This window comes from Nocardiopsis sp. NPDC006938 (genome assembly GCF_042869555.1).
Lineage (GTDB): Bacteria > Actinomycetota > Actinomycetes > Streptosporangiales > Streptosporangiaceae > Nocardiopsis.
The window spans coordinates 251,178-271,834 of the sequence record NZ_JBIAGA010000005.1 but is presented as its reverse complement, the minus strand read 5'-3'; the positions used below and the strand labels follow the sequence as shown (position 1 = coordinate 271,834).

The 20,657-nt window shown below is 72.5% G+C and carries 18 protein-coding genes; 10 read left to right on the top strand and 8 right to left on the bottom strand.

Translation table 11 applies throughout. From position 1 onward, the window contains the following. Positions 1-130: 130 nt before the first annotated feature. Positions 131-358, top strand: a complete 228-nt coding sequence (locus tag ACFYL4_RS10605) for a hypothetical protein (protein WP_357763034.1) — start codon at positions 131-133, stop codon at positions 356-358. A gap of 24 nt (positions 359-382) precedes the next feature. On the opposite strand, the gene ACFYL4_RS10600 is transcribed toward ACFYL4_RS10605, so the two are convergent. Both ACFYL4_RS10600 and ACFYL4_RS10595 read right to left on the bottom strand, forming a co-directional pair. Continuing rightward, complete coding sequence (locus ACFYL4_RS10600) at positions 383-949, bottom strand: TetR/AcrR family transcriptional regulator (protein WP_357763156.1); 567 nt, start codon at positions 947-949, stop codon at positions 383-385. 260 nt (positions 950-1,209) lie between these two features. After that, positions 1,210-2,589: a GH1 family beta-glucosidase gene (locus ACFYL4_RS10595; RefSeq protein ID WP_387518130.1), complete on the bottom strand. Its 1,380-nt coding sequence runs from the start codon at positions 2,587-2,589 to the stop codon at positions 1,210-1,212. A 144-nt stretch (positions 2,590-2,733) separates the two neighbouring features. Between ACFYL4_RS10595 and ACFYL4_RS10590 the strand changes: the two genes are divergently transcribed. Beyond that, entirely contained in the window at positions 2,734-4,323 is a 1,590-nt protein-coding gene (locus ACFYL4_RS10590; protein WP_387518129.1) for a hypothetical protein, read from the top strand. 17 nt (positions 4,324-4,340) lie between these two features. On the opposite strand, the gene ACFYL4_RS10585 is transcribed toward ACFYL4_RS10590, so the two are convergent. The 3 genes from ACFYL4_RS10585 to ACFYL4_RS10575 form a co-directional block, all read right to left on the bottom strand. Next, the gene (locus tag ACFYL4_RS10585; RefSeq protein ID WP_387518128.1) at positions 4,341-5,426 is read right to left on the bottom strand and encodes a magnesium and cobalt transport protein CorA; all 1,086 of its coding nucleotides are present in this window, start codon (positions 5,424-5,426) and stop codon (positions 4,341-4,343) included. Between the two features lie 92 nt (positions 5,427-5,518). Beyond that, the gene (locus ACFYL4_RS10580; RefSeq protein WP_387518127.1) at positions 5,519-6,274 is read right to left on the bottom strand and encodes an alpha-ketoglutarate-dependent dioxygenase AlkB family protein; all 756 of its coding nucleotides are present in this window, start codon (positions 6,272-6,274) and stop codon (positions 5,519-5,521) included. 76 nt (positions 6,275-6,350) lie between these two features. After that, entirely contained in the window at positions 6,351-8,153 is a 1,803-nt protein-coding gene (locus ACFYL4_RS10575; RefSeq protein ID WP_387518126.1) for a hypothetical protein, read from the bottom strand. Between the two features lie 182 nt (positions 8,154-8,335). Between ACFYL4_RS10575 and ACFYL4_RS10570 the strand changes: the two genes are divergently transcribed. Next, complete coding sequence (locus ACFYL4_RS10570; RefSeq protein WP_357763051.1) at positions 8,336-8,785, top strand: hypothetical protein; 450 nt, start codon at positions 8,336-8,338, stop codon at positions 8,783-8,785. After that, positions 8,782-9,120 (top strand): transcriptional regulator, encoded by a 339-nt coding sequence (locus ACFYL4_RS10565; RefSeq protein WP_357763054.1) that lies wholly within the window; start codon positions 8,782-8,784, stop codon positions 9,118-9,120. Before ACFYL4_RS10570 ends, ACFYL4_RS10565 begins: the two co-directional genes overlap by 4 nt. A gap of 283 nt (positions 9,121-9,403) precedes the next feature. Here ACFYL4_RS10565 and ACFYL4_RS10560 read toward each other — a convergent pair whose 3' ends face one another. After that, positions 9,404-10,501, bottom strand: coding sequence for a DMT family transporter (locus tag ACFYL4_RS10560; RefSeq protein ID WP_387518125.1), 1,098 nt, complete (start codon positions 10,499-10,501; stop codon positions 9,404-9,406). A 71-nt stretch (positions 10,502-10,572) separates the two neighbouring features. On the opposite strand from ACFYL4_RS10560, the gene ACFYL4_RS10555 reads away from it, so the two are divergent. Continuing rightward, a complete protein-coding gene (locus tag ACFYL4_RS10555; protein ID WP_357763158.1) occupies positions 10,573-11,493 on the top strand; it encodes a LysR family transcriptional regulator in 921 nt (306 codons plus the stop codon). Between the two features lie 36 nt (positions 11,494-11,529). Here the strand turns inward: ACFYL4_RS10555 and ACFYL4_RS10550 are convergent, their stop codons facing one another. Further along, complete coding sequence (locus ACFYL4_RS10550; protein ID WP_387518124.1) at positions 11,530-12,459, bottom strand: LysR family transcriptional regulator; 930 nt, start codon at positions 12,457-12,459, stop codon at positions 11,530-11,532. A gap of 314 nt (positions 12,460-12,773) precedes the next feature. Between ACFYL4_RS10550 and ACFYL4_RS10545 the strand changes: the two genes are divergently transcribed. The 3 genes from ACFYL4_RS10545 to ACFYL4_RS10535 all read left to right on the top strand — a co-directional run bounded on the left by ACFYL4_RS10545 (position 12,774) and on the right by ACFYL4_RS10535 (position 16,847). Further along, the gene (locus tag ACFYL4_RS10545) at positions 12,774-13,316 is read left to right on the top strand and encodes a GNAT family N-acetyltransferase (RefSeq protein WP_387518122.1); all 543 of its coding nucleotides are present in this window, start codon (positions 12,774-12,776) and stop codon (positions 13,314-13,316) included. A gap of 171 nt (positions 13,317-13,487) precedes the next feature. Continuing rightward, the gene (locus ACFYL4_RS10540; RefSeq protein WP_387518120.1) at positions 13,488-14,669 is read left to right on the top strand and encodes a hypothetical protein; all 1,182 of its coding nucleotides are present in this window, start codon (positions 13,488-13,490) and stop codon (positions 14,667-14,669) included. A 96-nt stretch (positions 14,670-14,765) separates the two neighbouring features. Further along, positions 14,766-16,847: an FUSC family protein gene (locus ACFYL4_RS10535; protein WP_387518222.1), complete on the top strand. Its 2,082-nt coding sequence runs from the start codon at positions 14,766-14,768 to the stop codon at positions 16,845-16,847. A 25-nt stretch (positions 16,848-16,872) separates the two neighbouring features. Here ACFYL4_RS10535 and ACFYL4_RS10530 read toward each other — a convergent pair whose 3' ends face one another. Further along, entirely contained in the window at positions 16,873-17,526 is a 654-nt protein-coding gene (locus ACFYL4_RS10530; RefSeq protein WP_387518118.1) for a cyclase family protein, read from the bottom strand. A gap of 248 nt (positions 17,527-17,774) precedes the next feature. Between ACFYL4_RS10530 and ACFYL4_RS10525 the strand changes: the two genes are divergently transcribed. Together ACFYL4_RS10525 and ACFYL4_RS10520 are read left to right on the top strand one after the other, a co-directional pair. Beyond that, complete coding sequence (locus ACFYL4_RS10525; protein WP_387518116.1) at positions 17,775-18,455, top strand: lysophospholipid acyltransferase family protein; 681 nt, start codon at positions 17,775-17,777, stop codon at positions 18,453-18,455. Positions 18,456-18,735: 280 nt separating this feature from the next. Then, positions 18,736-20,082, top strand: a complete 1,347-nt coding sequence (locus ACFYL4_RS10520; RefSeq protein WP_387518221.1) for an FAD-dependent oxidoreductase — start codon at positions 18,736-18,738, stop codon at positions 20,080-20,082. Positions 20,083-20,657: the final 575 nt, after the last annotated feature.

Genomic DNA, 20,657 nt, shown 5'->3' with positions numbered 1-20,657 from the left:
AGCGCTCCGTCAACCGGGTGTACCAGGTCGGGTTCGCTTTGCCGCGAACCTCCCGCGATCCCATGGCGCGGCCGCACCGGAGACGGACGCGGCACCGCGTTCGGCCACGCGCTGTAGTTAGGGTGAACGTATGTCGATTTGGGCGCGGGGAGACCGTACCGGGCGGGTCGGGGAGGCCCTCCTGATGCTGGAGGGTCAGGGGATCATCGACGGGCTGGAGTTCCTGCCCGCCGAGGAGAAGCCCTACCGTGTGCGCATCCCGGCCGGGATCGTGCACATGGACGAGGACGAGGCCTCCATGTTCGCGTTCGGGGCGGTCGTCGGCTCGTTCGGCAAACTGGCCCGGCAGCGGTCCTGAGCCCCCGGGGCCCGGACCGCGAGCCTACCTGCGGCCCATGACGCGCAGAATCGCGTCGAGCAGCAGGTCCCGCACCATCGCCCGGTGCTCGGGGGTGCCCGGAACCGTCAGCTCGTTGTTGAACGTGGACAGGCACAGCCCCACGGTCATCTCGGCGAGCGGCAGGGCCGGGCGCCCGTCCCTGGGCAGTTCCTCGACGAAGCGCGCCACCTCGATCGCCTCGCGGACCGCCTCGGTCCAGGGTTCGGTGCGCTCGCGCCACCACAGGCTCTGCTCCCCCGGTTCCGAACCCAGGCCGGAGGCGGCGGCCAGCAGGGCTCCCGACTCCAGCCACAGCGCCATCCAGGCGTCCACGAGGCGTCCCATGTAGCCGTCGATGGACTCCATCCGGCCGAAGGTGAGGTCCACCTGGGAGGCGAAGGCGGTCAGGCGCACGTCGACGGCGGCCTGGAGCACCTGGTTCTTGTGGTTGTAGTACCGGTAGACGGTGGAGCGGTCGATGTCGACGCCCTCGGTGATCTCCTTGTACGTGATCTGGCTGAACGGTTTGGCACGCAGTAGTTCCACCAGGCTGTTCTGCAACTGGAGCATGCGCTGAGCGGCCCTGAGGCTCCCGCTGGTCCCCGAACCCGTGTCCCGCGGCAGCGTCATACCCGATCCGTCCGTCATGAGCCTGCGCGGCCCCCGTGTGCCAACGCCCACCAGCTTGCCCCAGATCGGAACGGATGCCAACACGCCGTTGGGCTGCCAGGGAACCCTGTGGGCGCGGGGTCCGGGTACCACTCGGCCCCGTGTCCGGGCCTCCCCTCCCCCGCGCACCACGGGCCGGTCCGCTTCGGGCCCCGGCGCCCCTACTCCCGGCGGGCCCGGTGCGCGGCGACGTGGTCGCGGTACCAGTGGTAGCTGTCCTTGGGGTGGCGTTCCAGGCTGTCGTAGTCCACGCGCACCAGGCCGAACCGGCGCTCGTAGCCGTAGGCCCACTCGAAGTTGTCCAGCAGCGACCACACGAAGTAGCCCCGCACGTCCACTCCCGCGCGGATCGCGCGCCCGAGGGCGTCGAGGTGCTCGTTCAGGTAGGCGATGCGGTCCGTGTCTCGGACGCGGCCCCCGGCGTCGGGCTCGTCCGGTTCGGCCGAGCCGTTCTCCGTGACCAGGATCGGCGGCAGCCCCGGGTACCGACGGTCGAGGTCCACCAGCAGCTCCTCGAAGCTCTCCGGAACCACGGGCCAACCCATGGTGGTGGTCCGGTACCCGTCGAGGTCCACCTGTTCGGCGCCCACGTCCACGGCGGTGCGCAGGGCAGGGTCGGGTTCGGTGTGCGGGGCGGCGCGGAACATGAGCGGCCGGTAGAAGTTGACTCCGAGGAAGTCCAGGGGGCGGCCGATGGTCTCCAGGTCCCCTTCCTCGCGATGGGGCATGTCGGCCAGCGGCCCCCAGACCTCGCGCTCGTTGTCCGGGTAGGCACCGGTGAACAGGGGGTCGAACCAGGTCCGGTTGTGCAGGGTCCGCACGCGTTCGACGGCGGCGAGGTCGGCCTCGGAGCCGGTGGCGGGAATCAGGTGGTCGGGGTTGAGCGTGATGCCGACCTGGCCTGCCCCGGCGTCACGGAGCTCCGCGACGGCGTGGCCGTGGGCGAGGAGGAGGTGGTGGGCGGCGGCCAGGGCGCCGGCGCCCTCCCGGGTGCCCGGCGCGTGTCGGCCGACCGCGTGCCCGACGAAGGCGCTGCAGAAGGGCTCGTTGAGGGTGATCCAGCGGTCGACGCGGTCGCCGAGGCGATCGGCGACGATCCTCGTGTAGTCGGCGAAGCGGTGCGCGGTGTCACGGACCCGCCAACCGCCCGTCTCCTCCAGTGCCTGCGGCAGGTCCCAGTGGTAGAGGGTGAGGACGGGTGCGACTCCCGCCTCCAGGAGGGCGTCGACGAGGCGGTCGTAGAAGGCCAGGCCCCGGGGGTGGGGGCGGCCCCCGCCGTCGGGCTGGACCCGGGGCCAGGAGACCGAGAACCGGTAGAGGTCCACGCCGAGCCCGGCGATCAGGGCGACGTCCTCGGCGTAGCGGTGGTAGTGGTCGCAGGCGACGTCGCCGCTCTCGCCCCGGGCCACGCGCCCGGGCGTGCGGCAGTAGGCGTCCCAGATGGACGGCCCCCGGCCGTCCTCGGCGGCCGCCCCCTCGACCTGGTAGGCGGCGGTGGCGGTGCCGAACAGCAGGTGCGGGGGCAGGTGTGGCGCGTTCATGGGTGGGCCCTTCGTTGTGGGAGCGCTCCCAGTCTGGACTCCCCGCCCGCCTCGGGGCAACCCCCCGCGAACCAGGACCGCGCGGGGGCCGTCACAGTCCCGTGTGCGCCCCCGCGACCGCAGGCGCGCAGGGAAAGGGAACCCATGAGCTACACCGACTACTCGCAGATCTTCTTCAGCAGGGACGGTCGCCAGGACCGCCGAATCCGCGCGCTCCAGGACGACCTCAGCGACGCGTACTCGCAGATGCATCGCGAGCGCAGCCGGATGCGGTCCGAACTGAGCCGGGTGCGGGGCACTTTGGAGCAGCGGTTGGACCGGGTGTCGGCGACCCTGGACGCCTTCATCGAACTCAGCGACGTGCGCGCCACCCTGGCGATGTTCGACCACGCCGCCATCGCCCGCCACCGCACCCTCCAGCTCCTCGACGGCACCCCGATGCCCAGCCTGGATCTGCGGGACGTCCCCGGGTACTGGCTGGTCCCGGCCGCCCGCGGCCTGCACTCCCTGCTGGCCGACGACGTCTCGCGCGCACGCCTGCACTTCGACGAGGCCTCCCGGATCGACGCCCCGCGCGCCCGGAGCTTCGCCGCGCTCTCCTGTGCCCTCACCCGCGCCGAGCACGCCCGCAGCCTCGGGGAGAGCGTGTCGGCCGACCTGCTCCCCCGCCTTCCCGGCCCCGACACCCAGGTGACCCGCGGCCAGCGCGCCCTGTGGATGCTCACCGCCGACGGCTCCTTCGGCGACGACCCCCGCGAACACCTGCTGCTGTCCACGCTGCGCGGCTGGTCGGCGGAGGGCGAGCGGGCTCCTGCGGTCGACGCGTGGTCGGTGCCCGACTCCGGCGGCCGGGTCCGGGGACCCAACGGCAGGAACTCCCCGCGCGTCTCGGCCACCGCCGATCCGCAGCGAAGGGCCGCCCGTGGGCTGGCCGAACTACGGGAGCAGATCACCGGGATCACCGCCCCGGACGGCGGGATCGGCTCACCCGAGGCGCTCAGTCCGGACCGGGACAGCTCCGACTTCCTCTGGGAGACCCTGCGACTGCTCGTGGAGGAGGGCAGCCGGGAGGAGGCCCCGCTCCTGCTCGAGGCCAACCGCCTGCGCGCGGTGATCGAGAACAACGGCGAGGCGGGCACCCCGGCCGCCTGGGGCGACGACCTCGGCACCGCGAGCTCCCTGCTGCTGCGGGACCTGACCCGGGAGGACGCGCCCCCGCACCGCCGGACGTTCTCGCTGGTACTCCTGCGCACCGCCGTCCTGGACACGGCCCAGGACCTGGCCGCTCGGGCGGGGGAGCAGTTCCCGGCCGCGACCGACCTGCGGCTCCACGGGACGACGGTCACCCTCACGTCCTCCGGCGCCGACCGCCAGCAGGTGGAGGAGGCCCGACGGCGACTGCGTCAGCGGGCCGCCTCCGAGGGCGGCACCGGCGGGGTCCTGTGGGGCGTGGCCGCCGTCACCGGCGTCATGCTGCTGTTGTCCCTGGCGACCGGTAACACCGTCCTGTGGACCCTGACCGTGGCGGGGGCGGCCGCGGCCGCCTACGTCTTCTTCGCGGCCGAGCGGGAGAAGGGCGACGCCGAGGCCGTGCTCCGGCTCCAGGAGCGCAAGCTGGACCAGCAGGTCGAGGAGGCGGTCCAGGAGTGGCGCCGGACCCGGGTCGAGGCCGAGGAGCACGCCGCCGAGGCCCACCGCGAGCTGGAGGCGATCCGTTCCCTGCTCGACCCGTGAGCCCCGCGCCGAGGGCCTCACAGCCAGTCGTTGCGCCGGAAGAGGAGGTAGAGCAGGAGCGAGGAGAGGAACATGAAGGTCAGGACCAACGGCCAACTGAACACCCAGTGGAACCCGGGCTGCGGGGCGATGTTCATCCCGAAGATCGACGCGATGAGCGTGGGGACGACCAGGATGCCGCCCCAGGACGACACCTTCTTCATCGCCTCGTTCTGGGCCCGGTCGACGAGGTTGCTCTCCACGGTCATGATGTTGCCGAGCAGCTGACGGAAGCCCTCCACGTGGTCCTGGGCCGAGGCCACGTGGTCGGCCACGTCGCGCAGGTGCTCGCGCAGCTCGTCCCGGTGGCTCTCGCCCGGCTTGGGCATGTTCGGCCCGAACCGTTCGGGGCGGTCCAGCGGGGCCATGATCTCCTCCAGGACCCGCCCGAGCGGGTAGACGGCCCGTTGCAGCAGGATGATCTCCCGGGCCAGCCGGTAGGTGCGCCGGGAGGCGTTCCTGGCTCCCGACAGGACCGCGCTCTCCACCTCGTCGATGTCCTCCTGAAGGGCCGCGACGACGGGAGCGTAGTCGTCCACCACCCGGTCCAGGACGGCGTAGATCACGCCGAGGGCGCCGTGCCCCATCAGGTGCGGGTTGGCCTCCAGCCGTGCGCGAATCCGTTCGACGTCCACGGAGGGGTCGTGGCGGACGGTGATGACCACGTCGCTCTTGCCGAAGACGTGCACCTCGCCGACCCGCACCGTCTCCTCCCGTTCGTCGTAGGCCGCGGGGCGCAGCACCAGGAAGAACACGTCGCCGTAGATCTCGGCCTTGGGCCTTTGGTGGGCGACGATCGCGTCCTCCACCGCCAGACGGGGCAGGTCGAACTCGCGGGCGGCCTCCAACAGCTGGTCGCGGTTGGGTTCGGTGAGGCTGACCCAGACCCCCAGTGAGGGGTCGGCCCGCACGGCGGCGTGGGCCTCGGCGAGGGTGGCCGCCTCGTGCTGGCGTTCACCGGACCGGTACAGCGAGATCCGGCACTCGCCAGGTGGCGCGTCCGTCGGGAGCGCCGCCTTCGCGCGTCCCAGCGCCATGGTGCGTTCGGGCGCGGAATCGGTCATGGTGTGCCCTTCCCTGCCTGGCCTGACCAGCCCGATCCTGACGCGGGCGGGGCCGTGGTGACGGCCCGACACGCCGGGTCGCCGGGGAGGGCTCACGGGGGCGGCGGCTCTACGGGGCCGGGCCGCCCCCGGGCCCGGTCCCGCAGCCCCGAGGCCCGCAGGGTGATGTTGAGCCGTCCCTCCAGGCCCAGGGCGGGGCCGGCGGTGCCCGGCCGCGTACGCGGGACCCCGTGGAAGGCCAGACGGGAGGGGCCTCCGAAGACGAACAGGTCGCCGCTTTGGAGTTCGACGTCGGTGTAGGGACGGGCGCGGGTCTCGGTGTTGCCGAACCTGAAGACGCAGGTGTCGCCGAGGCTGATCGAGACCACCGGCGCCGGGGAGCGTTCGTCGCGGTCCTGGTGCATGCCCATGCGCGCGTGGGCGTCGTAGAAGTTGACCAGGGCCACGTCGTAGGGGTCGCCGTCGTGGGGGGTGCCGTAGGCGTCCCGGACGGCGCGCGCCGCCAGGTCGCCGAGCAGGTCCGGGAAGGGCTGGACGGGGGTGCCGTCGGGGAGCCGGCGGGCGTAGGAGGAGCCGCCGCGGCGGCCCGCCCCCGGGCCGCCCTCCGCCTCCGGTCGCGGGGCGTACGGGTTGGGTCCGGGGCTCCAGTGCCACCCGAGGGAGGTCATCGAGACGCTCATGACGCCGCCGCGCGGCATCGGATGGCGGCGTGTTCCGGCCGGACCCCGGGCCCACCCCCGGCACCGGCGGACCAGGTCGGCCTGGTCCCGCGCGGGAAGCCAGCCGGGCAGGTGGACCGCCCCCGGGGCGACGGTGACCGGGGGTCGTGCGAACAGCGCGTCGTCCATGGGACCATCATGCCCGTTCGCGACGGCGTCCCCCGGCGCGGGCGGTCCGGACCCGGAACCGGGCGGGGCCCGCCGGTCAGCGACGCAGGAGGTCGCGGATGTTGACCACCAGGAGCACGACCACGATGAGCACGATCGGGACGGTGACGGCGATACGCCAGTCCGCGACGAAGGCCGCCACCACCCCCACGACCAGCCCGACGACCACCGCCGCGATCGCGATGCCGGTCAGGTACTGGACGAACTTGCGGCGGGCGACGGAGTCGATCGCGGCGAACGCGAGCACCACGCCGAGCATGGCCCACAGCGTCATCTGGCCGTCGAGCAGGAACAGCGTCAGCGCCAGCGAGATGAGCAGCAGCGGTGTGCTCAGCGCGACCCACAGGTGGAGGAAGCGGTTGGCGCGCTGCTCACCGGAGGCGTAGGGCATGTGCGGCGCCCTCAGGTGGCCCGTGGGTGAGGGCACGAGCGGCGTGTCGCTGGCCAGGGCCCGGAGGAGGGTGTCGCGCTCGTCGGCGAGCAGGACGCGCTTCTCGTAGACCTCGGCGAGCTCCTTCTCCAGGACCTCGATCCGCTGGGCGTACTCGCGGGCGCGCGGCCGGGAGGCGGCCTCCCGTTGCAGGGCCATGCGGGCGGAGTCCAGTTGGCGCAGGCCGTCGCGACGGCTGACGACGTCGCCGTCGAGCCCGCGCAGGCGCGTCTCCAGGCCGCGCACGTGGGAGCGGAGTTCGGAGCGGGCGGCGCTCTCGGTCGGTGCGACCTTCTGGAGTCCGACCCACGCGAGCGGGTCGGCCCAGGAGCGGCGGATGGTGCCGTCGCGTTCGTAGCGGGGGCCGCTGGGGGCGCGCTCCCCCTCGAAGAAGTCGCGGGTGTCGCGGCCCCACAGGCCGCGGAAACCGTTCACCCAGGGGGTGTCGTCGTCGATGAGGACGGCGTTCCACTCGCGGTCGCCGCCGGGGCCGAGGCGCTCACCGTCACCGCGCGCGTAGTCGACGAAGGGCACGCCGATGCCGTGCCGGTTGATGGCCGCGTCGGCGCGGAACAGCCGCTCGGAGATCCGCCGCCAGCCGCGTACCAGACCGCGCAGGAAGGAGGGGTCGACCTGGATGAGGTAGTCGCCGGGGAGCATCTGGTGCGAGTGCGAGCCCGCTCCGACGTAGATGACCGGGTGCGACCCGTCCCGGTGCAGGTCCGGGTCGGCCCAGGAGCGCCGCAGGTCGTCGCCGTGGTACTCGTGCGAGGACGCGCCGACCCAGACCGGGCGCGTGGTGCCGTCGGGGTTCTCCACCACGTAGACGGTGACGCGCTCCCAGTCGGCCTCGTGGTCGTTGACCCCGCCGTAGATGGTGCGCCAGTCGTTCATCGCGTAGAAGAACCAGTACTGGAGGACGACGTAGCCGCCTTCGCGGGTCACACGGCCGTAGTAGGTGGCTCCGCCGTTGTCCACGCGCTCGCGGTAGCGGGTGACCGCCGCGAAGGTCACGCCGCCGGGGACGGCGCCCCGGATGAGCAGGGAGAGCTTCATGAGGATGTCGAGGACGCGGCCGAGGACGCCGACGGCGGCGAGGCGGCCGCTCTTGGGGATGACCGAGCGGGCCATGCCCCTGAACCGGCGGGCCTCCTCCCGCAGGGACTCCTCCTGGACGAAGCGCAGGTGCTTGTGGCGGCCCGGCCACTCCTCCTCGGCCCGGGAGAGCCGGTCGAGGGTGAGCTCTCCGGCGGGGACGATGACGCTCTCGCGTCCGCCGGGCTCCTCGATCCAGAGGCTGCAGTTGCGTACGTAGGCGTCCACGTCGGTGGGGAAGAAGAGTTCCCCCTTGGTGCACATGAGCACGGGTTCGTGGGCGCGCAGGAGTTCGAGGTCAGATGTGGCCGCCATGATTCGGACCAAGGTAGTACATGGAGGGGCGGCCGCGCGCGCCGAGGAGCGGTTCGGCGCGGTGGCGCGCGTCATGTCGCCGCCGCGCCGGGAGGGCCGTGGCAGCGGGCCCGACGCGCGGTCGTCCACACCACCGGCGGACGTCACTTGCCCGAACGGAAAGTGAGTGCGAGCATAGAAACATGACAGCGATCGAAGGAGCCCCCATGCGCCGCGAGGACGCCTACGACGCCCTGGAGCGGGCCCGGTTACTGGACGCGAGGATTCGCCCGAGGGGCCGTTGGTACACGCTCTACGGTGTCGTCTTCGGCCTGACGAGCGCGGTCCTTCTGCTGATCGTCGGGATCACCGGGACGGTCACGGGGGTCGTGGTGGGCCTGGCGCTCTACGCGGCCGTGCTCGGTGCCCTGATCGTCTACAGCGTGCGCCAGCCCGTGAAGCCGTTGGACTACGCCAGGCTGCACAACTGGGGCATGGCGGGGTGGACCCTGGTCTACACCGTCGCGATCGTGGCCGGGTCGGTGTTCTTCCGGGGCGAGCCGCTGTGGTGGGTGCCGATGGCCGTGCTGAGCGCCGTCCCCACGACCGTGGTCGGGCTCGTCGTCCTGCGCCGCAGCGGGAGAGGCCGGTGAACCACCCGCGCAGCAGACTGGACGAGGTGATCCACTCCCCCGTCCGGTTCTCCATCGTCGCGGCACTGGCCTCGGCCAGCCAGGTCGAGTTCCGGGTCCTACGGGACACGGTGGAGGTCAGCGACTCCGTGCTGTCCAAGCAGATCGCGACGCTGGAGGAGGCCGGGTACGTGGGGGTGAGCAAGTTCCGGGTCGGCCGCCGGACCCGCACCTCCCTGACCCTCACCCCTCAGGGGAGGGAGGCCTTCGAGCAGCACGTGCGGGCCCTGCGGGACATCGTCTCGGGCGCGGACCTGCGCCTACCCGCGGGCCTGCACCTGCCGGAGACCACCTGAGCCGTATCCGGCCGCGCAGCGTCGCGCCGCTCCCAGCGAGGGGGCGCCCCGTGCTCGGGACGGGCTGGCGGCGCCCTGCGCTCCCACCGTCCCCGGTAGGCGCACGGCGCGTGAGCGGCCAGGTGTGAGAACGCCCCCGCTCCCGCCTCGCCATGCGGGAAACGGGCTGGCGGTTCCCCGCCGCGCCGCGTCCGCCCTCTTGGGGGCACGCGGCGGGGAACCGGGTTCGGGCGGCCCGTGAAGGCCTGTGGGCGGGGCCCGGACGCCGGGGAGGACGACGGGGTCACGGAGCGCTCGGGGCGGCGGACGCCACCGGCGCGGCCCGCCCGGCGCCCGGCCCCGTGCCCGGGTCCGTGGTGAGCGCGGTCCCGGACTCCTCGGCGGCGCCCACAGTCACTCTCGGACACTCGTCGGTCGGCGGGGCGCCCACCCCGGCCTCCCCTGCCGCCCCGGCGGGGGACCGGCGCACACGCACGGTCTCGCGCCGGGGGACGGCGGGGCGCGATCCGCGGTCGCCCCGCGCGGCACCCACGCCCGCGACCACCACCAGTCCCATGCCCACCAGTTGCACGGCGACGGGCGCCTGACCGATGACGATCATGCCCATCACCAGTGCCACGGCCGGTTCGAGGCTGCTGAAGGTGCTGTAGGCGGTACGGCTCATCCGCTGGAGGGCGACCATCTCCAGCAGGAACGGCACCATCGGGAAGAGCAGAGCGATGAGCAGGGTGAACGCGATGAGCCCGAGGTCGGGCTCGGCGACCGCGGCCGGCGCCCCCAGCGGCGCGGTGACCAGCGCGCCCACGGTCATCGCCAGGGCCAGGCCGTGCACCGCGCCGAACCCGGCCCCGACCCGTTGGGTGAGGACGATGTAGCCGACGACGCAGACGGCACCGGCCAGCGCGAAGCCGATGCCCGCGAGGTCGAGTTCGCTCTGCCACGGGCGGGTCAGGCAGACCACGCCGACCACCGCCGCGACGATCCACACGAGTTCCCTGCGGCGGCGCATGGCCGCGACGGCGACCACGAGGGTGCCGAGGAACTCGATGGAGGTGGCGGTGCCGAGCTCGATGCGTGCCGTCGCCTCGGAGTAGAACAGCATCATCCCCGCGCTCGCTGTGCCCAGGATCACCACCGCACCCAGCTCTCGCGGGGTCGCCGCGCGCACGGCCCGCCACAGGGAGGGGCCGCCCAGTGCCAGGAGCAGGAGCGCCGCCCACGTCAGCCGGAGCCAGGTGACCGTCGCCGGGCTCGCCTGGTCGAAGGCGGTCACGGCCAGGGCGCTGCCCGTGTGCAGCGTGAACATGGCGACGAGCAGCATCAACGGTGCCGGGACCTGAATCCGGGCATGGCGGGGCGAGGTGAGGAAGGAGCGGATCACCCGACCATTGGACTCATTTCATTCGTTTCTGTCCACGGACTGATGGTTGATGAACCATGTACCTTTGGTTGATGGACTTCACCCGGCTCCGCCTGCTCGTCGAACTGGAGCGACTCGGCACGATGGCGGCCGTGTCCGAGGTCACAGGCATGAGCACGTCGGCCGTCTCGAAACACTTCGCCGTCCTGGAGAGGGAGGCGGGCGTGCCGCTCCTGGCCCCGGACGGCCGCCGGGTGCGCCTCACCCCGGCGGGGCGCCGACTCGCCGAGCACGCCGTGGACATCCTCGCCCGGGTGGAGGCCGCCCAAGCCGAGTTCGACGGCGACACCGACCCCGTCGGCCGCGTCGACCTGGTGATGTACACGTCGGCCGCGCCCGTCGTCCTGCCCGCCCTGCGCCGCCTGCGCCGCGACCACCCCGGGATCGACATTCGCCTCACCGAGTACGAGTCAGACCAGGCGCTGGATCTGCTCCAGGACGGAGGGGCGGACCTGGGGGTGGTGTACCAGTACAGTCTTCTCCCCCGGGAATTCCCGGGCACGCTGACGGTGTATCCGGTGGGCACCGAGGCCCTCCTGCTCTCCCAGCCCTCCCAGGGCGCGGACAGCCGGACGCTGACCCGGCGCCGCCTGCGCGAACTGGCCGACGCCTCATGGATCGCCAGCCCCTTCCGGGGCGACGAGGAGGCCCTCCTGCAGCGGATGTGCGCCGACGCCGGGTTCACCCCGCGCATCCGGCACCGGGTGGACACCCTGGAGCTGTTCGAGGAACTGGTGGCCACCGGGGTGGGTGTGGGGGTCGTGCCCAGGTTGTCGACCAGTACGCGGCGCGGGGTGGCCCACGCGCCCCTGGGCGAGCTGGGCGGGGTACGGCAGGTCTACCTCGCGGGGCGCACCGGCGGCTGGGCCTGGCGCCCGATCCGCGTCGTCGCCTCCTATTTGCACCAGGCGGCCGAGGACGTCCTCGACGAGGTGCCCGCCCTGCCCTTCTGAGCCCGAGGGCGCGGACGGCCGGGTGCGCCCGACCGGTCAGCCCGCGATGGCGAAGGGTCCGACCGAGGGGACCGGAACCTTGCTGGCGGCCTCACGGATCGCGGTGAGCAGCGGTTCGGGGGTGGACCCGGCCCGCGACAGCACGATGATGTGGCGGCGCGCGGTCTCGCGCACCCCGCGTACGACGATCTGCGGGTGGTTCAGCCCGGTCCAGGCCAGTCGCGGCATGAGGGCGACCCCCAACCCCGCCTGGACCATGGAGAACACCGCGCTGAAGTCGTCGACCGTGTGCACGACCCGCGGCTGGAAGCCGGCCTGGTTGGCGGCGGCGGTCACGCACGAGTTCCAGGCGGTACCCGCTCCGGACATGATCCAGTCCTCGTCGGCCAGGTCCTCCGCCAGGTGCAGGCTGGTACGCGTGGCCAGCGGGTGCTGGTAGGGCAGGATCGCGTCGAAGAGCTCGACCATCACCGGGTCGCTGCGAAAGTCCGGGTCGCCCGCCGGGGGCAGGTGGCTGGTGGACATGGTGACGGCCACGTCGAGTCGGCCGGAGCGCACCATCTCGGCGCTCTCCTCGGGTTCGGCCTGGACGACCTCGAAGGTCCAGCCGGGGTGGCTGGTGCGCAGCCGGGCCAGGGCGGGGGCGACGAGGTCGCTGATGCCGGTGGAGAAGGAGCCGACCCGGACGACACCGCGGTCGCCGTCGGCGTACTCGGCGAGGTCGGCGGCGGCGCGCTCCATCTCCGCGAAGATCACGTGCGCGCGCTTGAGGAGCACCCGGGCGGCACCGGTGAGCAGGAAACGGCGGCCCTGGCGTTCGACGAGGGGGACCCCGGCCTCCTTGGCCAGGGCGGCGAGCTGTTGGGAAACCGCCGACGGGGTGACGTTGAGCGCCTCCGCGGTGGCGGCCACCGTGCGGTGGTGGTCAAGGGCCTGAAGGAGCTGCAACCGCCGAACGTCGATCATGCGTTCCAATTTAGGACAGAACGGCCAGGTTTCGATCGTGTTCCGGTCTGATGACCCGCACTTTGATGGTGATTCCGTACACATCGTCCACCGGAGCCCGGGCCGACACGTGAGAAGCCGCGGCGAAGAAAGATTCGATATTTTTCCTTCATGGGCATGTCGTGCACGCTTTTTTTCCGTGTCGCACCTGTTCCGATTGATACCGGCACGTACAGTCAGATCCACAGCTCAACCAAGGAGGCGCAGAGCGCGACTCCCGGGGGATCGCACCCCCTGCTGGTGGAACGGGTGAGAAGAACATGCAAACTTCGCTGATGACCAAACCTCGTTCGTCGAACGTCGGCGTTCTCGGCTTCCGTTACCTCGGCGCCCACGAGGTGGAGGAGCTGGCGGACCTGTGGGGCGCCCTGCACCAGCAGCACCGGGTGAGCGCACCGCACCTGGAGGACATCATCAGCGCGGTGAGTCTGGACGAGTCGTGGCGTCGCCGCAGGTCCCAGTACCTGGCCTGGCTCCGCGACCCCGACACCATGGCGATCCTCGCCGAGCACGACGGCGACCTGGCCGGGTACGCCATGGTCACGGTCCGCGAGAGCGCCCAGGGCAGCTGGGACCGGGGCGAGCGGGTCGCCGTGGTGCAGACCTTCGCGATCGACCCCGAGTACACGGGTCTCGGCGTGGGCTCCAAGCTCCTGGAGGAGGTCCGGCGCCAGCTCGCCGCGATGGGCGTCCGGGACATCGAGTTCTCCGCCCTGGCCACCGCCTCCGAGGACATCAGCTTCCTGGAGCAGGAGGGCTTCCGCCCCTTCGTCACCACGATGGTGTGCCGCGTGGACGGGTTCGGCGCCCACGACTAGACACTCCCGACCGACCGCCTCCGGCCGCCGTCGCCCGCCGGGTCGGTACCGGTCCCTTGATCCAGCCCCCGCGCGGTCCTACCCACGTCCCGCGCGGGGGCTTCTCGCGTCCGGCGACACCCCGCGACACACCCCGGCACAGGCGGGGCGCGAACCGCTACGCTCGGGCCCGTGGCCTCCTCCGACTCCAGCACCTGCATCTTTCCCGGCTGTTCGCGCCCGGTCCCCCGCGGCTCCTCCCCGGGTCGTCCTCCGCAGTACTGCGACCTGCCCGAACACACCCGCTGGCGGGCGTGGAAGGAGCGTCAGCGCCTGGCGCAGGAGGCGGAGAACGCCGAGGAGGCGGCCCGGGCCGAACCGGACGAGCGGGCCCAGCCCGCGGCGCCCGCCCGTGCCGAACCCGTGACCGCCGCCCGGCTGCGCGCCGACGACCTCCTCACCCGGTTCGCCGTCCAGGCCGAGCAGCTCGGCGCGACCCTGGAGTCGGCCACCGAGGCCTTCGCGACGATGTCCGACCCGGCCGCGGCCGAGGCCCAGGTGGAGGCGGCCCGGCTGGCCGCGGCCCGACAGGTGTCCGAAGCCGACTCCGCGCGGCTGGAGGCGGAGAACCGCCGCCGCGAGGCCGAGGCGGCCCGCCGGTCCGCGGAGGAGACCACGGCCGCCGCCGTCTCCGCCACCCAGGAGGCCGAGCGCATGGCGGAGGACGCCCTGCGCCGCAGGGACGACGCCGAGACCGAACGGGACCGGCAGGCGGAGGTGGCCCGTACCGCCGCGGCCGAACGCGACGCGGCGGTCGCCGAGGCCCACGCCGGGCTGGCCGCGGCCGAGCGCCGGGTCACCGAGACCTCCGAACGGGCCCGTACCGAACTCCTGCGGGAGAGGGCCGAATCCGCGGAACTCCTGGAAAGCGTCCGGGCGGAGGCCGACGGCCTGCGCGCCGAACTGGCCGAGCAGTCCCGCCGCCGGGACGAGGCCGAACTCGCCGAGCGCGGTGCCCGGGCCCGGGCCGAGGACGCCGAGGAGCGGGCCGGTCGTCACGCCCGGACCCTGGAGGAGGAGCGCTCCCGCTTCGACACGGAGCTGGACCGCGCCCACCAACGGCTGGAGTCGGACCGCGTGGCCGCCGGAGCGGAGCGCGCCAGGCTCACCGCCGAGCTGGAACGGCTGACCCACGAGCTGGAGGCCCAGCGCCGCAACGCGGAGATCACCCTGGCCGAGGCCCGTGAGGCGGCGGCCGCGCGCCTGTCCGTGGCGGAACAGGCACGGGACCGCGCCCTGGAGCGGGCCGAGCGCGCCGAGCGGTCGGAGGCCCAGCTCAGGCAGGCTGCCGAGACCGTACCCCCGAGTGCCTGATAGCGCACATCCGCCACCTACGTGCCCTTTCGTCACGATGTATCGGCTTAGGATGGCCACGTGCGAGATCTGGGAACCACTGGCGAGACCGGCCCGATGAACCTGGGCGGGAGCGAGTCCGCGAGAGCCCCGGAGCGCGTCACGGTGGGTGAGCGCCCGCGACCGCGCGTCGACCTCAAGGCGGTCTTCGGCCTGGAGGCGGGCCCCTGGGCCTGGACGACCGCGCTCCAGGCGGCCGTCGCCATGACGGTGTCCTTCGCCCTGGCCTCGGTCATCTTCGGACCCCAGATCGGCACGCTGGCCGCCCTGGGCTCCATGACCGTCCTGTACGAGAAGAAGACCCCCTACGCCTACCGTGCGGCCGCACTGGCCCTGGTCGGCCTCGGCTTCGTGGCGGCGGTCACCGTCAACTCGCTGGCGGCCTCGCTCTCGCCGTGGGCGGCGGTGGCCTCCATCGGGCTGACGGCGGGCATCGCCACCTGGGTGTGCGCCGCCTGGCGGGTGGACAAGCCCGGCACCATGTTCTTCGTCCTGGTCGCCACCATCTCCACGATCGCCCCCGGCGGTCTGGCCGAAGTCCCCCTGCACGCGCTGGTCGCCGCCCTGGGTGCCGCGGTGGGGTGGGCGGTCTCGATGTCGGGCGCGCCGTTGCGCGCCCGGCACCCCGAGTACAAGGCGGTGTCCGCGGCCTACCGCGAGCTGGCCACGCTGTTGCGCGCGGTGGGAACCGCCGAGCTCGACCACGCGCAGCACGCGGCGTCGGTCGCGCTCGCCGACGCGTGGCGGATCGTGCTCCTCGGCCAGACCCGCGGCTACCGCACCACGGCCGAGGCCGCACGGCTGCGGGCGCTGCTGCGCTGGGTGTCCGACATCCACCTGGCCGCGACCCAGGTGTGCATGGCCCGGCCCACGCCGCTGCCCCAGGAGGCCGCGGAGTTCGCCGACCGGATGGCGTTGGCCGTCGCCGACCCGGCGGGCGCCCCCGACCCCGACTCGTTGGACGAGCTGCGCCGGGGCATGCGCCCCCGTTCCCTGGAGGCGCGGCTGTACAACCTGCTGTCGCGTGCGGCCCAGTCCGCGCGACGCGGGTCCGAGGACGAGGAGGACTCCCGGCGCACCGCCGACCTGCACGACGACCGCTACCCAGCGCTGTGGAGCTCGCTGCGGTCGAGCCTGAGCGGCGACTCCCTGATCCGCCCGACCGCGCTGCGCATGTGGTTGACGGTGACCCTCGCGGGCGCGTTCGGGCTGTCGATGGGGCTGGACCACTACTACTGGGTGGCCCTGACCACCACCGCGGTCCTCCAGGGCGGCAACGTGGTGCTGACCCTGAACCGGTCGGTGCAGAGGTCGCTGGGCACCCTGCTGGGCGTGCTGGGCGGTGTCGCGCTGCTCGGCTTCGACCTGCCGCTGGTCGTGGTGATCGTCCTGGCCGGGCTGCTCCAGGGTGCCACGCAGCTGGTGGTGGGCCGCAACTTCTTCTACGGCTCGGTGCTGTTGACGCCGATGGCGCTCATGCTGTCGTACACCGCCAACCCCTACCCGGTGGCCGAGCTGGCGGGGTCCCGGATCATCGACACCCTGGTGGGTTCGGCGTTCGGCATGGCGGGCGCTCTGCTGCTGTGGCGCAGCGCGTCGGCGACCCGGCTGCCGCAGGCCATCGCGAAGGTCCTGGAGAGCACCCGGCAGTGCATGATGGCGGTGCTCGACCAGGACGTGGAGATCACCGAGGAGCGCCGCTACCGGCTGCGCCGCGACATGCGGGCGGCCCTGGTCAGCCTGCGCGGTGTGTACGACAGCGCGATCGGCGACGTCCCCCGCGCGGCCTCCACCCGCCCGCTGTGGCCGGTGGTGGTGGCCACCCAGCGCATCGGCTACCTGGCGCTGGCCGCGCTGTCACAGGACCGCAGCCCGGACCCGGCGGGCACCATCACCCTCCAACGCGTGGACCTGGCCTTCCACGAGCTCATCTCGGCCATGAGGGAGCGACGCACGCCGAGGCTGGGCGCCCTGCCCCGCCTGCCCGCCTACCCGAGGATCAACATGGAACTGCGGGCGCTGGCCAACGCGATGACCAGCGCGGTGGCCCAGGACGAGCGCTCCGCCCAGCAGGAGGCCGAACGCCGGGCCCAGCGCGAGCGGCGCCGCGCCCAGAAGGACGTGGACGCCGACCTGTAGGGGGCCGGGCCCGGAACGGCGCGCCTCAGGGGACCACGGCGAAGGCCCGAACGGGGAAGGCCGCCATCCCCCTGACCTTGGCGGGGACGGCGTGGAACCGGAACCCCTCCTCCGGCAGCCGGTCGAGCAGGCACAGGTGGGTGACGATGGGGACGCCCGCGGCGAGGAGCACGGCCTGGGCGGGCCTGGCCCCCTCGGTGGCGGGGGCGGTGTCGTCGACGCTGACCGAGTCGATGCCGACCAGGACGGCACCGGCCTCGACCAGGGTCTTGGCGGCCGTCTCCGTGAGGTGCGGGTGGTCGAACGACCCGTAGGCCTCGGTACGCCAGTGCCGGTCCCAGCCGGTGCGGACCAGGACGGCCCGGCCCCGCAGGTCGAGCCCGGCGAAGGACTCGGGGCCGATCCCGCGCGCTCCGGTGGCACCGACCACCACACCGGGCAGGTCGGCGACGCGTTCCAGGTCGAGGTCGGCGGGGTCGGCCCCGTCCCGGTACCGGTGCGCGGGGATCTCGACGTGGGTACCGGTCGCTCCGACCAGGGTGACGCGACCGCTGCTGTCGCCGTGCCCGGGGACGCCCCCCGCGACGGTGGTGCTCTCCTCGACCACCGGTCGTGGCAGGCCGGGGCAGGTGCTCATCCCGTCGGTGATCTGGTGGCTGACGTCGACCAGTTGCGCCATGGCTGTGTTCCTCGCTCGCGTCCGGAGGGGACCCCCGACCGGGATCAGAGGTCTAGACCATCACCCTAGCGCGCGTGCCCCAGGTCACGGCAGTGGTCGACGGCACCGAACTTCGACGGACCTGCGCCGACGGCCCGTCCCGAACCCGGATAGGCTCTGGTGGCGCGTCGTGGCGGCCACCCCCTGCCGGAGCCCGCACACCCGCGCCGTCCCCGCGTATCCCGCGAACCACCGAGAAGGGGCTACCTGTGTCACCGTACGGAGCGGCCAAGGCCGTCGTCGCACCCGTCACCCGCGTGGTGTGGCCCCAGAGGGTGGAGGGCGCCCACTTGGTTCCGGAGGACGGGCCGGTGATCCTGGCCTCCAACCACCTGTCGAACATCGACCCCCTCTTCCTGGGCCTGGCCTGTTCCCGCCAGGTGCGGTTCATCGCGAAGAAGGAGCTCTTCGACGAGAGCACGTTCCCGCGCAGGCTGCTCTCGCGCGCTCTGAAGCTGCTGGGGCCGGTCTCGGTCGACCGACGCCCGGGGCAGAGCTCGCAGGAGGCGATGAACAACAGCGTCGAGGTCATCAACGGCGGCGAGGTGTTCGGTATCTTCCCCGAGGGCTCCCGTTCCCCTGACGGGCGCCTGTACAAGGGCCAGACCGGCCTGGCGTGGCTGGCGCTGAGCACGGGGGCGCCTGTGGTGCCGGTGGCACTCACGGGGACCGACCGCATCCTCCCGCCCGGCCGCAGGGTCCCGTCGTTCAACCGTGTGGGCGTGCGTTTCGGGGAGCCCGTCGACCTGTCACCCTGGGAGGGGAAGGCGGACCGGGCCAAGGCCCGGCGCGAGTCGACGGACGCGATCATGGCGGCGATCGCGAAGCTGTCCGGGCAGGAGCAGATCTCCCGGTACGCTTCCTCAGTCAAGGCGGAGCTGGAGAAGTAGTGACTTTCCCCACAGGCCGCTCGGGGCTGAATCGGCCTTGACGGGGCGTTGACCCCAGACTGAAGGCCCCTTGCGGCGAGGTCGGACCCGGCCCCCGCCTGGAACGCGGCCTCGGGGCGGCGGCGCGGAGCCCTTCCCCTCCCCGGCGGGAAGAGAAGAATTCCCTACCCTTATAGTAGGTTTTTCCGGTGGCGACATCGGATAGATTAGGCAAGCCTTACCTATGGCGTCCGACCCTGGCGCGAAGACTTGGAGCTGTGCGATGACGCGACCACTGCGAGTGGGAATCGTTGGTGCGGGCCCCGCGGGAATCTACGCCGCGGACCTGCTCACCAAGGACGAGACCCTGTCCTCGTGCGGCACGTCCGTCAGCATCGACATCCTCGACAAGCTGCCCTCCCCCTACGGCCTGGTCCGCTACGGCGTGGCCCCGGACCACCCCCGGATCAAGCAGATCCAGGGTGCCCTGCACAAGATCCTGGACAAGCCGGAGATCACCTTCTACGGCAACGTCGAGTACGGCGTGGACCTCAAGCTGGAGGACCTGCGTCGGCACTACGACGCCGTCGTCTTCGCCACCGGCAGCGACCGCGACCGCCCCCTGGACATCCCCGGCGTGGACCTGCCCGGCAGCCACGGCGCCGCCGACTTCGTCTTCTGGTACGACTCCCACCCGGACGTGGCCCCCTCCTGGCACGTGGACGGCACCAGTGTGGCCGTGATCGGCGCGGGCAACGTGGCCGTGGACGTCGCGCGCATCCTCGCCAAGGACGCCGACGACCTGCTGTCCACCGACATCACCGACAACGTGTACGAGGGCCTGCGCGCCAAGCGGATCACCGACGTGCACGTCTTCGCCCGCCGGGGCATCGCCCAGTGCAAGGCCACCCCGATGGAGCTGCGCGAGCTCGACAAGCAGCCCGGCGTCGAGGTCCTGGTGTACGCCGAGGACTTCGAGATGGACGAGGGCAGCCTCCGGGCCTGCGAGGAGTCCAACCAGGTCAAGACCAACGTCAAGGTCCTCCAGAACTGGGCGATCCGCGACGAGCGCGGGGCCGAGCGCCGCCTGCACCTGCACTTCCTGCACTCGCCCGTGGAGATCCTCGGCGAGGACCGGGTCAGCGGCATCCGCACCGAGCGCATGGAGCTGACCGGGGACGGCAGCGTCAAGGGCACCGGCGAGTACGTGGACACCGAGGTCCAGGCCGTCTACCGGGCCATCGGCTACCTGGGCTCGCCCCTGGCCGACCTGCCCTTCGACGAGGAGCGCGGGGTCGTCCCCAACTCCGGCGGCCGCGTCCTGGACCTGGACGAGCGCCACGTCGACGGCGTGTACGCCACCGGCTGGATCAAACGCGGCCCGGTCGGCCTCATCGGCCACACCAAGGGCGACGCCCTGGAGACCGTGACCAACCTGGTCGCGGACCGTGAGACCTTCACCCCCGCCGCGGAGCCCGACCCCTCGGCCTTCCGCTCCCTGCTCGCCGAGCGCGGTGTCGAGTACACCACCTGGGAGGGCTGGCAGCGCATCGAGGCCCGCGAGGAGGAGCTGGGCGCCGAGCGCGGCCGTAAGCGTCTCAAGCTGCTCACCCGCGAGGAACAGACCAGCGTCGCACGCCAGGTCTAAGGGCGTGTGAGCTTCCCGGCCGGTCCCGTACCCCTTTGCGGGACCGGCCCTTCGTTCTCCCCCGTGCCACACGTGAGATTGCGCATGGGGTTCTCCTCCGTCGCGTGGAACAACTCCTCGGACGTATGGGTTAGAGTCACTGTTGGTCGGTGTGGTAGCAAGTGTCCCCCGGGCCTCAACAATTGCCTTCGCGGAATACCGCGTCCGGCACCCGCCCTTCGCGGACGGGCTGATCGGACGGCCAGGAGCCCCGTTGTGCCCCGCGCCGAGAGGCGACCGCCATGCCGACCTCATCCTCGTGCCCCGCTCCCACCGAGGTGGGAGCGGGGCATCGTGGTCTCTCCAGGAAAACGTAACGAAGGACGGTCAGGCGTGGACGAACGGTCCCCCCGGCAGCCGGATTCCTCCGGGCCGCCCGAGGATTCCGACGGTACAGAGGCGCGTCGACCGCGCCCGGAGAACCCCTACCGCATCCCGGAACGGCCCTCGGGCGCCCGCCCCTCGGACACCGGGAACTTCGGGCTGGGACACCCGCGCCCGATGGACCCGCCGGTGGCACCGGCGCCCGAGCCCGG

Bases quoted from the DNA above. Each gene is read 5' to 3' on its own strand.
- ACFYL4_RS10605 (WP_357763034.1), top strand. From the start codon at position 131: ATGTCGATTTGGGCGCGGGGAGACCGTACCGGGCGGGTCGGGGAGGCC.
- ACFYL4_RS10600 (WP_357763156.1), bottom strand. From the start codon at position 949: ATGCTCCAGTTGCAGAACAGCCTGGTGGAACTACTGCGTGCCAAACCG.
- ACFYL4_RS10595 (WP_387518130.1), bottom strand. From the start codon at position 2,589: ATGAACGCGCCACACCTGCCCCCGCACCTGCTGTTCGGCACCGCCACC.
- ACFYL4_RS10590 (WP_387518129.1), top strand. From the start codon at position 2,734: ATGAGCTACACCGACTACTCGCAGATCTTCTTCAGCAGGGACGGTCGC.
- ACFYL4_RS10585 (WP_387518128.1), bottom strand. From the start codon at position 5,426: ATGACCGATTCCGCGCCCGAACGCACCATGGCGCTGGGACGCGCGAAG.
- ACFYL4_RS10580 (WP_387518127.1), bottom strand. From the start codon at position 6,274: ATGGACGACGCGCTGTTCGCACGACCCCCGGTCACCGTCGCCCCGGGG.
- ACFYL4_RS10575 (WP_387518126.1), bottom strand. From the start codon at position 8,153: ATGGCGGCCACATCTGACCTCGAACTCCTGCGCGCCCACGAACCCGTG.
- ACFYL4_RS10570 (WP_357763051.1), top strand. From the start codon at position 8,336: ATGACAGCGATCGAAGGAGCCCCCATGCGCCGCGAGGACGCCTACGAC.
- ACFYL4_RS10555 (WP_357763158.1), top strand. From the start codon at position 10,573: ATGGACTTCACCCGGCTCCGCCTGCTCGTCGAACTGGAGCGACTCGGC.
- ACFYL4_RS10550 (WP_387518124.1), bottom strand. From the start codon at position 12,459: ATGATCGACGTTCGGCGGTTGCAGCTCCTTCAGGCCCTTGACCACCAC.
- ACFYL4_RS10545 (WP_387518122.1), top strand. From the start codon at position 12,774: ATGACCAAACCTCGTTCGTCGAACGTCGGCGTTCTCGGCTTCCGTTAC.
- ACFYL4_RS10535 (WP_387518222.1), top strand. From the start codon at position 14,766: ATGAACCTGGGCGGGAGCGAGTCCGCGAGAGCCCCGGAGCGCGTCACG.
- ACFYL4_RS10530 (WP_387518118.1), bottom strand. From the start codon at position 17,526: ATGGCGCAACTGGTCGACGTCAGCCACCAGATCACCGACGGGATGAGC.